This window comes from Solicola gregarius (assembly GCF_025790165.1).
GTDB lineage: Bacteria > Actinomycetota > Actinomycetes > Propionibacteriales > Nocardioidaceae > Solicola > Solicola gregarius.
Genome location: NZ_CP094970.1, coordinates 1,602,564 through 1,615,375 on the forward strand (window position 1 = coordinate 1,602,564; position 12,812 = coordinate 1,615,375).

The following is a 12,812-nucleotide window of genomic DNA, read 5'->3' on the forward strand; positions in this document are numbered from 1 at the left end:
CGAATCGGCACCTACGCGGCCCTCATGCACCGGGCGAGCCGGTGGCCTCGTCGTCGTCCTTGGGCACCTCGCAGGCCCGCTCCAACAGCACCGCGGCGACGATGACCACGATACCGGCGAGCGCCGTCACACCCGCATGGACGACCCGCTCCTGACCGAGGTCGGTCTCCATGGCGTCGACGAAGCTCAGCGTGAATCCGGAGTAGCCGCCCGCAACCAGCGCACCGACGATCGCGCTCGCTTTGGCGAGCACGAGCTGGCGTACGGCCCGGTCGGATGCGATCCGCTCGCGGCGCTTGTGCACCGACTGGTACGTGACGTACGCGAGCCAACCCAGCACGGCGGCGAGGAACACCAGCGCGATGGACGCGGTCCACGGCACCGTCGGCGCCGACTGGTCGAACTGCTCGAACAGCGGCCGGATCGCGCGCCCGACGACCAGCCCGATCGCGGCGACGATGGCCAACGTCACGGCGGAGACCCGCCGCAGCCGTGGGGGGTTGGGGGTCACAGAAGGATCTCGAGGTCCTCACGTCGCTTGATGCCACTGGTGTCGACGTCGCGTACGAGATCGGCGACGAAGCCCTTGCCGGGGATCTCGCCCTCGATGTCGATGTCCATCCACGGCTGCAGTACGAACGGACGCTCGTGCGCTCGCGGATGCGGCAGGACCAGCGAGTCGTCATGCGCGACGCGGTCGCCCACGACGATCAGGTCGACGTCGAGCGTACGCGGGTCGTTCTTGCCCAGCCGTTCGCGACCGAACGCATCCTCGACCGCGAGACAGCGGTCGAGCAGGGTGTGCACGGTCAGCGTTGTGTCGACCAGCACCACGACGTTGATGAAGTCGCGGGATCCGGGCGGTGCGCCGACCGGGACGGTCTCGTACACGGGCGAGACCGAGACGACGGTCACCTCGGGTGTGTCGGCGAGGGCGGCGACGCCACCCTGCACGCTGTTGAAGCGCTCCCCGAGATTGGAGCCTAGAGCGAGGACGGCCTGACGGATCGGGCGCATTCCGCCCGTCATCGTGTCGGCGTCCAGCTCGAACGGGTTAGGTGTCTCGGTCACGATCGACTCCGCTCTATCGTCACGGCGACGTCGTCAAACGCCACCGCGATGGGCGCTGCTGGCTTGTGCACCGTCACCGCGACCCATTGCACCGGTTCATGTGCCAACGCGAGGTCGGCAATGCGCTGAGCAAGGGTTTCGATGAGGTCCACTGGCTCTGACGCGATGGCGTCATGAACCTCTAGGGTCAACGATCCGTAGTCGACAGTACGCGATAGGTCATCGGCGGCCGCGGCGGGCCCGGTGTCCAGGCCGAGTGCCAGATCGACGACGAACCGCTGGCCAACGCGACGCTCATGCTCCAGAACGCCATGCTGGCCGTGTGCAGAGATTCCCGAGACAGAGATGCGATCCAGGCCCTGCGGACAGGTCACTCTTCATCTCCCTCTTCAACGATGACGACCGGCGACGCGTGTCGCATCAAGAGTAGCCAACCCCGCCGGTCGCGGACGAAGACGTTCGTCGCGACGGCCTTGCCGCCGGCGAACGTATCCGCCGACTCACCTTCCGCCTCGGCGAGGACGTTCTCCGTACAGGTCACGATGGCAGTGTCGTCGCCGGCGAACGAGACCGACACGTCCGTCAGGAAGAACTGGATGTAGCCGGTGTTGGCCATCACCATCGACCACGAGCGGGACACGGTCGCGTGTCCGCGCAGCGGTTCTGCGCCCGGATGCACGCACACGACGTCGTCGCGATCGGCCCAGAGCGAGCGCATCAGGTCGATGTCGCCGCCCTCGATCGCGTCGTAAACGCTCTGGTTGGCGTTCAGTATGGCGCGCTTCCGGTCGTCATCCACGCGACCACCTTGCCACCACCCGCACGGCGTCCGCGCTCGGGCGTACGTCGTGCACGCGAACGCACCACGCGCCCGCGGCAGCCGCGAGCGTCGTGATGGCCGCCGAAGCGGCGTCGCGGTTGTCGGTCGGCGCCGGTGTGCCGTCGGGCGCGGCGAGGAGCTCGCCGAGGAACCGCTTGCGGCTCGCCGCAACGAGTACGGGATAGCCGAGCTCGGCGAACGCCGCGAGGCCGGCCAGGATCGTCCAGTTCTGCTCGCCGGTCTTGGAGAAACCGAGGCCCGGGTCGACGATGAGCCGGTCGGGACGCACCCCGGCCTGCAGCGCACTGTCGATCGCGGGCCGCATCTCGGCGATCACGTCGCGCACGACGTCGTCGTACGCCGTGTGCTCGCGGCCCTGCATGACGGCCGAGTGCTGACGCCAGTGCATCAGCACGAACGGCGCACCTGCCTCGGCCGCAACCTCGAGCACCCGCGGCTCGGCGCGACCGCCGGAGACGTCGTTGACGATCCGGGCACCCGCATCGAGCGCCTCCGCGGCGACCCGCGATCGCATCGTGTCGACCGAGACGACTGTGCCCCGGTCGGCGAGCGCGCGTACGACCGGGATGACCCGGCGCAGCTCCTCCTCGGGCTCGACCCGGTTGGCGCCGGGCCGGGTCGACTCGCCACCGACGTCGACGATGTCGGCGCCCTCTGCGACGAGCTCGAGGGCGTGGTCGATCGCGCGATCCGTGTCGAACCAGCGGCCGCCGTCGGAGAACGAGTCGGGCGTGACGTTGACGACCCCCATCACGAGGGTCCGGTCGGTTGCCGGCAGCCCGGCGACGACGTCACCCACAGGCCGTGTCACGAACGCCGGATGAGGCCCATCGCCTCAGCTCGAGTCGCCGGGTCACGCAGCTGACCGCGCACTGCGCTGGTCACCGTCTTCGCCTCCGACTTGCGTACCCCGCGCATCGACATGCACAGGTGCTCTGCCTCGATGACGACGATCACGCCACGCGGGTCGAGCAGCGAGATCAGCGCATCGGCGATCTGGGTGGTGAGTCGCTCCTGCACCTGCAGCCGGCGGCCGTACACGTCGACGAGCCGGGCCAGCTTCGACAAGCCTGCAACGCGGCCGTGGATGCCAGGTATGTAACCGACGTGGGCGTATCCGGTGAACGGAACCAGGTGGTGTTCACACATCGACCACAGCTCGATGTTGCGGACGAGAACGAGCTCGTCGTGCTCCACGGCGAACGTCGTGGTGAGGACGTCCTCGGGGCTCAGCGTGTTGCCGATGAGGATCTCGGCGTACGCACGGGCGACCCGTCGCGGAGTGTCCTGCAACCCTTCGCGGTCGGGGTCTTCGCCGACGGCGATCAGCAGCTCACGTACGGCCTTCTCCGCGCGCGCGTGGTCGACACCGTCCATAGTCGGAGACTATCCACCGAACGGAGGCTCGGTCACGTTGGGCGGAGGCGTACCGCCGCCCGGGCTGTGCACGTCGCCGTCACTGCCCGGCGCGAGGATGATCGTGCCGTCCTCGCTGTCCTTGGAGCCGTTTCGGCTCGGCGCCGAGACCGGCGGGATGTCGGACGGAACCCGGGAATCGGAGCCCGTCCATGCCGGTCGGCGCTCGCGCATCCGGAGGTCGGCGAAGATCTCCGCGACCTGGGCCTTGTCGAGCGTCTCCTTCTCGAACAGCTCCGTGACGAGTCGGTCGAGCACGTCGCGGTTGTCGGCGAGGATGTCGAACGCCTCCTGATGGGCGTTCGTGATGAACCGGTTGATCTCCTCGTCGACGATGCCCGCGATCTCCTCGGAGTAGTTGCGGTTGTGGCCGATGTCGCGACCGAGGAAGGGCTCCGAGTTGTCTTCGCCGAGGCGGATCGCGCCGATGCGCTCGGTCATGCCGTATTGCGTGACCATCGCACGGGCGAGCTTGGTCGCCTTCTCGATGTCGTCGGCGGCGCCCGTCGTGGGGTTGTGGAAGACCATCTCCTCGGCAGCACGGCCGCCGAGCATGTACGCGAGCTTGTCGAGCATCTCGCTGCGGGTCTGGGAGTACTTGTCCTCGTCGGGCAGCACCATCGTGTAACCGAGCGCGCGACCACGCGGCATGATCGTGATCTTGTGCACCGGGTCGTTGCCCGGGAGCGCCGCGGCGACCAGCGCGTGACCACCCTCGTGGTAAGCGGTGATCTGCTTCTCCTTCTCGCTCATCAGGCGACTGTGCTTCTGCGGTCCGGCGATCACGCGGTCGATCGCCTCATCGAGCGCACTGGCGTCGATCATCTTGCTGTCGTTGCGGGCGGTGAGCAGCGCCGCCTCGTTCAGCACGTTGGCGAGGTCGGCGCCGGTCATGCCGGGCGTACGACGGGCGAACGCCTGCAGGTCGACGTCGGGTGCGATCGGCTTGCCGCGCGCATGCACCTTGAGGATCTGCGTACGCCCAGCGAGGTCAGGGGTCTCGACGCCGATCTGGCGGTCGAAGCGGCCGGGACGCAGCAGCGCCGGATCGAGCACGTCGGGACGGTTGGTCGCCGCGATCAGGATGACCCCGCCGCGTACGTCGAAGCCGTCCATCTCGACCAGCAACTGGTTCAGCGTCTGCTCGCGCTCATCGTGGCCGCCGCCGAGACCCGCGCCGCGGTGCCGGCCGACGGCGTCGATCTCGTCGATGAAGACGATCGCGGGAGCATTCTCCTTCGCCTGCTCGAAAAGGTCGCGCACCCGGCTCGCACCGACGCCGACGAACATCTCGACGAAGTCGGAACCGGAGATCGAGTAGAACGGTGCCCCGGCCTCGCCCGCGACTGCACGCGCCAGCAGCGTCTTGCCCGTGCCGGGCTGGCCGTACAGAAGCACGCCCTTCGGGATCTTCGCGCCGACGGCCTGGAACTTCGCGGGCTCCTGCAGGAACGCCTTGATCTCCTCGAGCTCCTCGATCGCCTCGTCGGCGCCGGCGACGTCGGCGAACGTGGTCTTCGGGGTGTCCTTGGTGACCTGCTTGGCCTTGGACTTCGCGAACTGCATGACGCGACTGCCGCCGCCCTGCAGGGAGTTCATCAGGAAGAAGAAGACGACGATGATCAGCAGGAACGGAAGCAGGGTGCCGAGCAGGGAGCCGAGGAAGCTGGGTTTGGGCACCTCGACGTCGAACGAGTCGATGGTGTTGTTCTCGACGCCTGTCTCGGCGTCATCGACGAGCTTGTTGACCTGCGCGGCCGTTACCCAGTTGGCCTGCACCTTGTCGTCGTTGTCGAGCGTCGCGCGGATCTGCTGGTCGCCCTGGACGAAGGTGACTTCCTTGATGTCCTTGTCATCGGTGAAGTGCTGCACCATCTCGTTCGTCTTGATGTCCTCGTACCCGTTGTTGGAGGAGACGAACTGAAGGATCCCGAGCACGGCGAACACGCTGATGACGATCCACAGCCAGGGGCCTTTGAACAGACGCTTGACGTTCATGATCGGGGGCGCGCCCCACTCCTTCTAATACGGGAACTCAGACAACAGACGGTACACGGCGCGTCGCGCCGTCAGGCGCTCGCGTACGCGTATACGTGTACTTTCAACGATCGGCTCGACCACGGTGTTCCCGTACGTCTTCGCGTGTGCAATGTCACGAGTACACGTGCGGCGCGAGCGTACCGATGCTGCGCAGGTTGCGGTACTTCTCAGCGTAGTCGAGTCCGTACCCGACGACGAACTCGTTGGCGATGTCGAAGCCGACGTAACGCACGTCGACGCTCATCTTCTGCGCATCCGGCTTGCGCAGCAACGTACAGATCTCGACCGATGCCGGGCCGCGGGAGCGCAGGTTGGAGATCAGCCACGACAGGGTGAGGCCGGTGTCGATGATGTCCTCGACCACGAGTACGTGCCGGCCGGTGATGTCGGCATCGAGGTCCTTGAGGATGCGTACGACGCCGGAGGATGTCGTACCCGAGCCGTACGACGAGATCGCCATCCAGTCCATCTCGACATGCCGGTCGAGGGTGCGGGCGAGGTCGGCCATGACCATGACCGCGCCCTTGAGCACGCCGACCAGCAGCAGGTCTTCGCCGTCGTAGTCGGACTCGATGCGTTTGGCCAGCTCGCCGAGCCGATTCCGGATCTCGTCCTCGCTGAACAGGGTCTTCTCGAGGTCGAGGTCGTCGGTGATGTGCTCGATGTCCACGCATGCTCCCGTAGTGCGTCCCGAGGTTGTCGTCGTCAGCCTGCCACAGGAGGGGTGCGGGGCGGTACGCGACGGTCAGGCGGGCTCTTTGCCGACATCTTCCTCATCGCGGGGCACGAAGAAGATGCCGAACACGAGACCGGCGCCGCCGCCGACCGCCCAACCGGCGAAGGATGCGGCCGTGTCTGTGTCGGAGAAGCCGAGGAGGAACGGGAGTGCGACGAACACGGCGGCGAACGCGATGTCGGTGAGAACGCCCTTTCCCCTACGGCGCCAGGTGCCGATCACGAACAGGCTCAGCATCGCGCCCATCACGGCGTACGTCGCGGAGAAGCCGACGACGCCGAAGATCGTCCAGAAGTCCATGCCGCCTCCCGCGTACCAACTGGTGCGTACTCGACCGCCGGCGGCATCTCGCCAGCCACCGTTCGGGGGTAAACCGCGCCGCTCAGTAGCAAGTTTGCCGGGTAGCGGCGCGGATTACCATGGGCCCATGGTAATCCGCGGGGCAACGTGACGGCCGCGCCCGCTCAGCGGGAGAACGCGATCCAGACCCCGACCCGGCGGGCGACGACCTTGCCGGGGAGCTCGATATGCGACTGCCCGTGCCAGTCGGTCACCAGCCGCTCGACCTCGATCACATGCGCCGCGGTGAGGTCGGCGGCCGGGCAGCCCATTCGCAGCGCGTGGCGTCGGATCACCCGGGTGCGGATCGCGCGCGGCAGCTTCGCAAGCGTCTCGGCATCGAGGCGGTCGTCGCCGTCGAGTGCCTCGAACTCGACGCGCTCGACCAGCTCGTCGAGGTGGTCTGCGTCGGCACGCAACAGCGACGCCGTACGCGCCAGCGCCTCGCGTACCCCCGGCCCGAGCGCCGCCTCGAGCGCGGGCAGTGCCTGCGTGCGCACCCGCACCCGGGTGTACGCAGTGTCGTCGTTGTGGGGGTCGTCCCACCACTCCACGCCGGTCTCCTCGCACACCGCGCGCGTCTGCGTACGAGACAGCGCGAGGAACGGCCTTCGCCACAAGCCGTCGGCCGGCGCCATCGCGGCGAGCGAGCGCGCACCCGAGCCCCGGGCGAGGCCCATCAGCACCGTCTCGGCCTGGTCGTCGAGCGTGTGCCCGAGGAGCACGGCCACCGCATCGTGGCGCTGCGCCACGCCCGACAGCGCGTCGTACCTGGCGGCACGCGCGGCACCCTCCGGGCCTCCGGCGGCACCTACCTCGACCCGGGCCACCTCGACGGGCGCGAGCCCGAGTTGCTTCGCCCGAGCAGCGGCGGTCCAGGCGACCGCGTCGGAGCCCTCCTGGAGGCCGTGGTCGACGACCACCGCACCGGCCTCGAGGTCACGCCGGGGCGCGACGAATGCCGTCGCGGCGGCGAGCGCCAACGAGTCGGCGCCACCCGAGACGGCGACGAGCACGCGCGACCCGTCGGCCAGGTCGGCAAGCGCGTCACGTACGAGTACGCGCGCCCGAGCGACGTCGGGGTGCGGCCGCCCGCCCATCGCTAGTACCTCGTCAACCAACGTGTGCCCTGTTGCGCGACGCCCAGACGGGCGCCTCGCTGCGTTCTCGTCGGTCGAAGATGGACCGGCATCGACTTTCCTCCTCGGCCTTGCGAGCCATCCCGCTGGACGCCGCTCACGACGGGCAACGTTGGTTGACGAGGCACTAGCCGTGTACGCGGGCGAGCCAGTGCGAGGGCTCACCGATCTCGAGCTTCGACGGCAGGTTCGCCGGCTCTGCCCAGACCGCGTTGAAGCCCTCGTGGCCGACCTTGTCGACGACCGTACGCACGAACGTCGCGCCGTCGCGGTACTGCCGCATCTTGGCGTCGAGTCCGAGCAGACGGCGAAGCAGCGAGTCGAGGCCGCCCTTGCCCTTGCGGCGATGGTTGAACCGCTTGCGGATCGTTCGCACCGACGGAATCACCTCGGGCCCGACGCCGTCCATCACGACGTCGGCATGGCCCTCGAGCAACGACATCACGCCGGTCATCTGGTCGACCACCTCGCGCTGCTGCGGGTTCTGCAGCACGTCGACGATGCTGCTGTCCGGCTCGCCTCGCAGTACGCGGCCGAGCTCGGTCGCGCCGTCGGAGAGCAACCGGCTCACACCGCTCGGGTCGACCTCGGTCGACTCGACGAAGGTGCCGATCAGGCCCTGTACGTGGTCGCGCAGCCACGGCACGGCGGTGAACTGAACGCGGTGCGTCTCCTCGTGCAGGCAGACCCAGAGCCGGAAGTCGTGCGGATCGACACCGAGCTCGTGCTCAACGGTCACGATGTTGGGGGCGACCAACAGCATCCGGCCGGTGTCGCCGGCCCCACCCGCCCAGAACGGGTCGAACTGCCCGAGCACCTTGCTCGACATGAAGGCCAGCAGGGCGCCCACTTCGGCGCCTGCGACCTTCGACCCGATCGACCGCGAGGCGCCCTTCGGGTACTTGCCCGACTCGGCGATCTTCGCCTCCAGCAGCTCGAGGATCGACGCGAATCCCTCGGTGTTCGCGGTGATCCATGCCGGCCGGTCGACGACCAGGACGGGCGCGGAGGCCGCCCGCGCATGGAGCCCGGTGTAGTCGCGTACCGGCTGCTCGGAGGTCTGCGCGCCCTCGCGGAGCTCGGCGACCGCAGCGGCGATCTCGTCGGCCGGGATCTCGGGGCCGGGACGCACGAAACGGTTGGCCGTCTGGCGAGCGAACTCCCAGTCGACCATCGAGGGGCGCTTGTCGGTCATGGCGCCAACGGTACGCGGGGCGTGGTCACCGGGTGCATGCGCAGGACGTGAGCGCGGCCGCGATGTCGTCGAGCCCCGCCCGCGCGTCCAGCACGAACTTGTCCTTCACGTCGTTCGCGATGGCAACGAACGCCAACGGCGTGCCCTGCTTGTCGGTCGTGAGGCCCGCGTACGCGTGTGTCCCGGTGAGCGTGCCGGTCTTCGCTCGCGCGACACCGAGACCGGCGTACGACGTCGGCGAGGTGAACCGGTCGGCGAGGCTCCCGCTGAAGCCGGCGACCGGCAGACCGGACGCGACGGGACGTAGGTCGGAGTCGCGCGACGTCGCCGCCAGCTTCAGCACGGCCAGCTCCGCGCGCAGCGTCACGGCGTTGTCGCGAGACAGTCCGCTGCCGTCGTACACCTGGATGCCCTGCCACGGCACGCCGAGCGATTTCAGGACCGACTGCATCGCCCTGGCGCCGCCCTCGAAGCTCGCGGGTTCGCCCTCGCCGATCGCCAGCTGGCGCTGGATGACATCGGCCGCGGAGTTGTCGCTCAACGCCAACGTGTGCTGCACGATCTGGCCGAGCGGCGGGCTGTCCACGCTCGCGATGTCGGCGGAGTCGGCCGGAGCCTTCTTACGTGAGACGGCGCCCTTGACACTGACACCGCGCTTCGCGAGCAGGTCGACGAACGCCTCGGTGGCCTGCTTCGCCGGCTGGGTCGTACGCTCGCCGGTGTCGACGTCGGTGACTCCCTCATCGGCCCACAGAGCGCTGACGGGAGTCGTCACATCCGTGGTGATGTAGCTGTCTTCCCAACGTGGGTTGACGTCCGGTCCCTTGAACAGACTGTCGTCGAAAGAGACCTCTGCCTGCTTCACGCCGTCCTGCTTCAACGCCTTCGCGGTCTGGTCGGCGAGATCGGCGAGTGTCGCGGGCTGCGGGTAGACGTCATCGGAGTCCTTCGGCGGCTTCGTCGCCAACAGCGGGTCGCCTCCGCCCACGAGGGTCAGCCGCGCGGTCCTGCCGGCTCCCTGCGCGCGTACGACCGAGGTGGTGAATCGCGCGTCGCGGCCGAGCGAGTCGAGCGCCGCGAGCGACGTGAAGTTCTTCAGCGTCGACGCCGGCATGTACGATCCCGAGCCGATCGTCACCGGCTTGCCCTGCTCGAGCGGCGCAACGGCGACGCCCGTGTGCTTGCCGAACGTCCGGTCCTTGAACACCGCGCGTACCGACGCCTCGACCGCTCGACGGTCGAGCTGTCCGGGCGTCGCATCGTCGAGAACGGGCTGGGGCGTACGCGCGGCCGGGAAGTCGAGCTCCTCGGGTGGCTCGACGTCGAGCGCCGAGGCGTCGGAGTCGTCGAGCCAGCGATCGAAACCGCCGAGCGCGTACGCGGCGATTCCGCCACCGACGACAAGGACGACGACGGTCAGGACGGCGACGTACCAGCGGATGCGGCCTAGGTCGTATTGGTGGATCTCTCGTCGATCAGGGAGCGGGTCTCCGCGCCCGATCCGGCAAGGCGCGGGAGCGAAGTCGGAGTCGGTCCTCCTTCGAGCGACCCGTAACGCAGCCAAGCGGGATGCGGAGCCACGCGAGCCGGCGCGGGATTCACCAATACGACCTAGGTCACATGCGCTCCCCCTGCGTGGCCCGTACCGTGTCATGTGCGCGACAATATCGGGAGTCACCCAACGCGCCGTAGCGCGTGCTGTTATCCGGAGGAACCGTGCAATTCGACGTCACTGTGGAGATCCCCAAGGGCAACCGCAACAAGTACGAAGTCGACCACACGACGCACCGGATCCGGCTCGACCGCACGCTGTTCACGGCCACGCAGTACCCCGCGGACTACGGGTTCATCGAGTACACCCTGGGCCTCGACGGTGACCCGCTGGACGCGCTGGTGCTGCTGTCGGAGCCGACCTTCCCGGGTTGCGTGATCGGGTGCCGCGCGATCGGGATGTTCCGGATGACCGACGAGGCCGGCGGCGACGACAAGGTGCTGTGCGTACCGGCCGCCGACCCGCGCCAGGAGCATCTGCGCGACATCCACCACGTGCCGGAGTTCGACCGGCTCGAGATCCAGCACTTCTTCGAGGTCTACAAGGACCTCGAGCCGGGCAAGTCGGTCGAGGGCGCGACCTGGGTGGGGCGCACGGAGGCCGAGGCCGAGATCGAGTCGAGCCGCAAGCGGTACGAGGACAACGGCGGCTACTGAGCCGCGTTCGCCGACGCCGCTGCGGTCACGACCCACGGCTCCGTCGGCAACCGCGCCGCATCGAACTCGTCGAGCAGCTCGACCGGCGTACGTCCCTGCATCCCGAGCGACCGCGCCATCCGTGCGAGCGCGTCTCGCGGCTTGACCCCAAGCCTGGCCAGATCCGTGAGGGTGATGCTGCCGTCGCGCTTGGCGAGGCGCTCGCCCTGCGCGTTCACCGCGAGGGGCACGTGCGCGTACGTCGGAGCCGGCAGCCCCAGCAGCGAGGCGAGGTACGCCTGCCGCGGCGCGGAGCTGAGCAGGTCGTCGCCGCGTACCACCTGGTCGATGCCCTGATCGGCATCGTCGACCACGACCGCGAGGTTGTACGCGGCCACACCGTCGTTGCGAACCAGCGACAGGTCGTCGACCACACCCTCGTACGACCCGTGCAGCACGTCGCGCACGGTGAACCCGTCGGTGTCGCTGCGGAGCCGGATCGCCGCCGGGCGTTCGGCGCGGCGGCGCGCCAGTTCGGCGGCGCTCAGATCTCGGCAGGTCCCGGGATAAGCACCCGGCGGCGCATGCGGCGCCGAGGGCGCCTCCCGGATCTCGCGCCGGCTGCAGAAGCACTCGTACGTACGCCCCGCCTCACGCAGCCGGCGTACCGCGTCCGCGTAGAGCGCGGCGCGCTCGGACTGCCGGACGACCGCCCCGTCCCAGTCGATCCCGATCGCCTCCAGGTCGGCCAGCTGTTGCGCGGCGGCGCCGGGACGTACCCGATCGAGGTCCTCGACCCGCAGCAGGAACCGTCGGTCGGTCGAACGCGCGAACAGCCAGGCCAGCAGCGCCGTACGCAGGCTGCCGAGGTGCAGGTCACCCGACGGGCTCGGCGCGAACCGGCCGGACCCAGGTGGCGGGGTGCTGGTGGTCATCGGCTCAGGGTACGAGCCAGCACCGCAACGGCTCGCGCTCGAAGTCGCGTTCGGCCGCCGGGAGCACTGCGAGCGCGTCGTCGGCCGCCGCCTGCTCGTGCGCGTACAGAAGGCCGTAGGTGAAGCCGCTCTCGCTCGCCGACTCTGCACTCGAAAGGAGATCGTCCAGCGCACGTTGGGCGTTGACGGCGTCGTTGTACGTGCCGAGGACGTCCTGCAGGCGTTCGAGTGACTCGACGAGCCGGCCCGCATCGTCGCCGCCGAGGTCGCGGATCGCTTCGGCCGCGTAGCGGGCGCGCTTGCCCGCCTTGCGCGCATCGTGGAGTGCGGTCGTACGCGCCCCGCCGGGCGGTGCGACGGAGGCGGCCGCGAGACGGCGGTCGACACGTCGCACGGCCTGGTACGCGCATCCGCGCACCGCGTCACCCCCGACCCCGCCGGCCCGCGCCGGCCACCCGATCTCGCCGACCAAGGCGGGCAGTGCCGCGTACCGCGGATGGTCGAGGGCCGCGATCGCCCTGCCGTGCGCCGATCGCGCTTGCGCCGCGAAGGTCTCGCCGATCCGATCTGCGACCGGACCGATCACGAGCCCCGGAGGTAGGGACGCCAGGGATGCCCGTAGCCGTACCCCCGTTACTTCGGCGTCGCGAGCCGGGGCGAGCCGCCCCGCGAACCAACGCAGCTCGCGGGCCAGCCGGTCGGCCGCTCCGACATCGACGTACGTCCGGAACGTGTGCGATGTGGCGCGCAGTCGGCGACAGGCGACTCGCAGCCGGTGGACGGCGTCCGGCTCGTCGTCCCGCACGCTGTCGGCGAGCTCGGTGATCACTCGGAGCTGCGCATGCGCGTACTCCTCGACCGCCCGCCACGGGTCGTCACCGCGGGAGGGACCCATTCGCTCCCTCCGCGCTCG

General features: G+C 69.0%; 15 protein-coding genes. 1 reads left to right on the forward strand and 14 read right to left on the reverse strand.

The window, feature by feature from the left end:
• Positions 1-22: 22 nt before the first annotated feature.
• The 12 genes from L0C25_RS07995 to dacB all read right to left on the reverse strand — a co-directional run bounded on the left by L0C25_RS07995 (position 23) and on the right by dacB (position 10,341).
• The gene (locus L0C25_RS07995) at positions 23-511 is read right to left on the reverse strand and encodes a DUF3180 domain-containing protein (protein ID WP_271635944.1); all 489 of its coding nucleotides are present in this window, start codon (positions 509-511) and stop codon (positions 23-25) included.
• Entirely contained in the window at positions 508-1,071 is a 564-nt protein-coding gene (folK, locus tag L0C25_RS08000; RefSeq protein ID WP_271635945.1) for a 2-amino-4-hydroxy-6-hydroxymethyldihydropteridine diphosphokinase, read from the reverse strand. The genes L0C25_RS07995 and folK overlap by 4 nt, the downstream gene beginning before the upstream one ends.
• Positions 1,068-1,445, reverse strand: coding sequence for a dihydroneopterin aldolase (gene folB / locus L0C25_RS08005; protein WP_271635946.1), 378 nt, complete (start codon positions 1,443-1,445; stop codon positions 1,068-1,070). The genes folK and folB overlap by 4 nt, the downstream gene beginning before the upstream one ends.
• Positions 1,442-1,870, reverse strand: coding sequence for a nuclear transport factor 2 family protein (locus tag L0C25_RS08010; protein WP_271635947.1), 429 nt, complete (start codon positions 1,868-1,870; stop codon positions 1,442-1,444). Before L0C25_RS08010 ends, folB begins: the two co-directional genes overlap by 4 nt.
• Positions 1,863-2,663: a dihydropteroate synthase gene (gene folP / locus L0C25_RS08015; protein WP_271636805.1), complete on the reverse strand. Its 801-nt coding sequence runs from the start codon at positions 2,661-2,663 to the stop codon at positions 1,863-1,865. Before folP ends, L0C25_RS08010 begins: the two co-directional genes overlap by 8 nt.
• Before the next feature lie 56 nt (positions 2,664-2,719).
• Complete coding sequence (folE, locus tag L0C25_RS08020; protein WP_271635948.1) at positions 2,720-3,289, reverse strand: GTP cyclohydrolase I FolE; 570 nt, start codon at positions 3,287-3,289, stop codon at positions 2,720-2,722.
• Positions 3,290-3,298: 9 nt separating this feature from the next.
• A complete protein-coding gene (ftsH, locus tag L0C25_RS08025; RefSeq protein ID WP_271635949.1) occupies positions 3,299-5,326 on the reverse strand; it encodes an ATP-dependent zinc metalloprotease FtsH in 2,028 nt (675 codons plus the stop codon).
• Between the two features lie 154 nt (positions 5,327-5,480).
• Complete coding sequence (gene hpt, locus L0C25_RS08030; protein WP_408641696.1) at positions 5,481-6,032, reverse strand: hypoxanthine phosphoribosyltransferase; 552 nt, start codon at positions 6,030-6,032, stop codon at positions 5,481-5,483.
• Positions 6,033-6,113: 81 nt separating this feature from the next.
• A complete protein-coding gene (locus L0C25_RS08035) occupies positions 6,114-6,404 on the reverse strand; it encodes a hypothetical protein (protein WP_271635951.1) in 291 nt (96 codons plus the stop codon).
• 164 nt (positions 6,405-6,568) lie between these two features.
• Positions 6,569-7,543 (reverse strand): tRNA lysidine(34) synthetase TilS, encoded by a 975-nt coding sequence (gene tilS, locus L0C25_RS08040; protein WP_271635952.1) that lies wholly within the window; start codon positions 7,541-7,543, stop codon positions 6,569-6,571.
• Positions 7,544-7,709: 166 nt separating this feature from the next.
• Positions 7,710-8,777, reverse strand: coding sequence for a zinc-dependent metalloprotease (locus tag L0C25_RS08045; protein ID WP_271635953.1), 1,068 nt, complete (start codon positions 8,775-8,777; stop codon positions 7,710-7,712).
• 25 nt (positions 8,778-8,802) lie between these two features.
• A complete protein-coding gene (gene dacB / locus L0C25_RS08050; protein WP_271635954.1) occupies positions 8,803-10,341 on the reverse strand; it encodes a D-alanyl-D-alanine carboxypeptidase/D-alanyl-D-alanine endopeptidase in 1,539 nt (512 codons plus the stop codon).
• A gap of 152 nt (positions 10,342-10,493) precedes the next feature.
• Here dacB and L0C25_RS08055 point away from each other — a divergent pair, with 152 nt between their 5' ends.
• Entirely contained in the window at positions 10,494-10,985 is a 492-nt protein-coding gene (locus tag L0C25_RS08055; RefSeq protein WP_271635955.1) for an inorganic diphosphatase, read from the forward strand.
• On the opposite strand, the gene gluQRS is transcribed toward L0C25_RS08055, so the two are convergent.
• Both gluQRS and L0C25_RS08065 read right to left on the reverse strand, forming a co-directional pair.
• Positions 10,979-11,899: a tRNA glutamyl-Q(34) synthetase GluQRS gene (gene gluQRS / locus L0C25_RS08060; protein ID WP_271635956.1), complete on the reverse strand. Its 921-nt coding sequence runs from the start codon at positions 11,897-11,899 to the stop codon at positions 10,979-10,981. The two genes, L0C25_RS08055 and gluQRS, sit on opposite strands and share 7 nt — an antisense overlap.
• A gap of 4 nt (positions 11,900-11,903) precedes the next feature.
• On the reverse strand, positions 11,904-12,794 hold the full coding sequence (locus L0C25_RS08065) for a CHAD domain-containing protein (RefSeq protein ID WP_271635957.1): 891 nt from the start codon (positions 12,792-12,794) through the stop codon (positions 11,904-11,906).
• Positions 12,795-12,812 lie beyond the last annotated feature (18 nt).

Bases quoted from the DNA above. Each gene is read 5' to 3' on its own strand.
- folP (WP_271636805.1), bottom strand. From the start codon at position 2,663: ATGGGGGTCGTCAACGTCACGCCCGACTCGTTCTCCGACGGCGGCCGC.
- folE (WP_271635948.1), bottom strand. From the start codon at position 3,289: ATGGACGGTGTCGACCACGCGCGCGCGGAGAAGGCCGTACGTGAGCTG.
- ftsH (WP_271635949.1), bottom strand. From the start codon at position 5,326: ATGAACGTCAAGCGTCTGTTCAAAGGCCCCTGGCTGTGGATCGTCATC.
- L0C25_RS08035 (WP_271635951.1), bottom strand. From the start codon at position 6,404: ATGGACTTCTGGACGATCTTCGGCGTCGTCGGCTTCTCCGCGACGTAC.
- tilS (WP_271635952.1), bottom strand. From the start codon at position 7,543: ATGGGCGGGCGGCCGCACCCCGACGTCGCTCGGGCGCGCGTACTCGTA.
- L0C25_RS08045 (WP_271635953.1), bottom strand. From the start codon at position 8,777: ATGACCGACAAGCGCCCCTCGATGGTCGACTGGGAGTTCGCTCGCCAG.
- gluQRS (WP_271635956.1), bottom strand. From the start codon at position 11,899: ATGACCACCAGCACCCCGCCACCTGGGTCCGGCCGGTTCGCGCCGAGC.
- L0C25_RS08065 (WP_271635957.1), bottom strand. From the start codon at position 12,794: ATGGGTCCCTCCCGCGGTGACGACCCGTGGCGGGCGGTCGAGGAGTAC.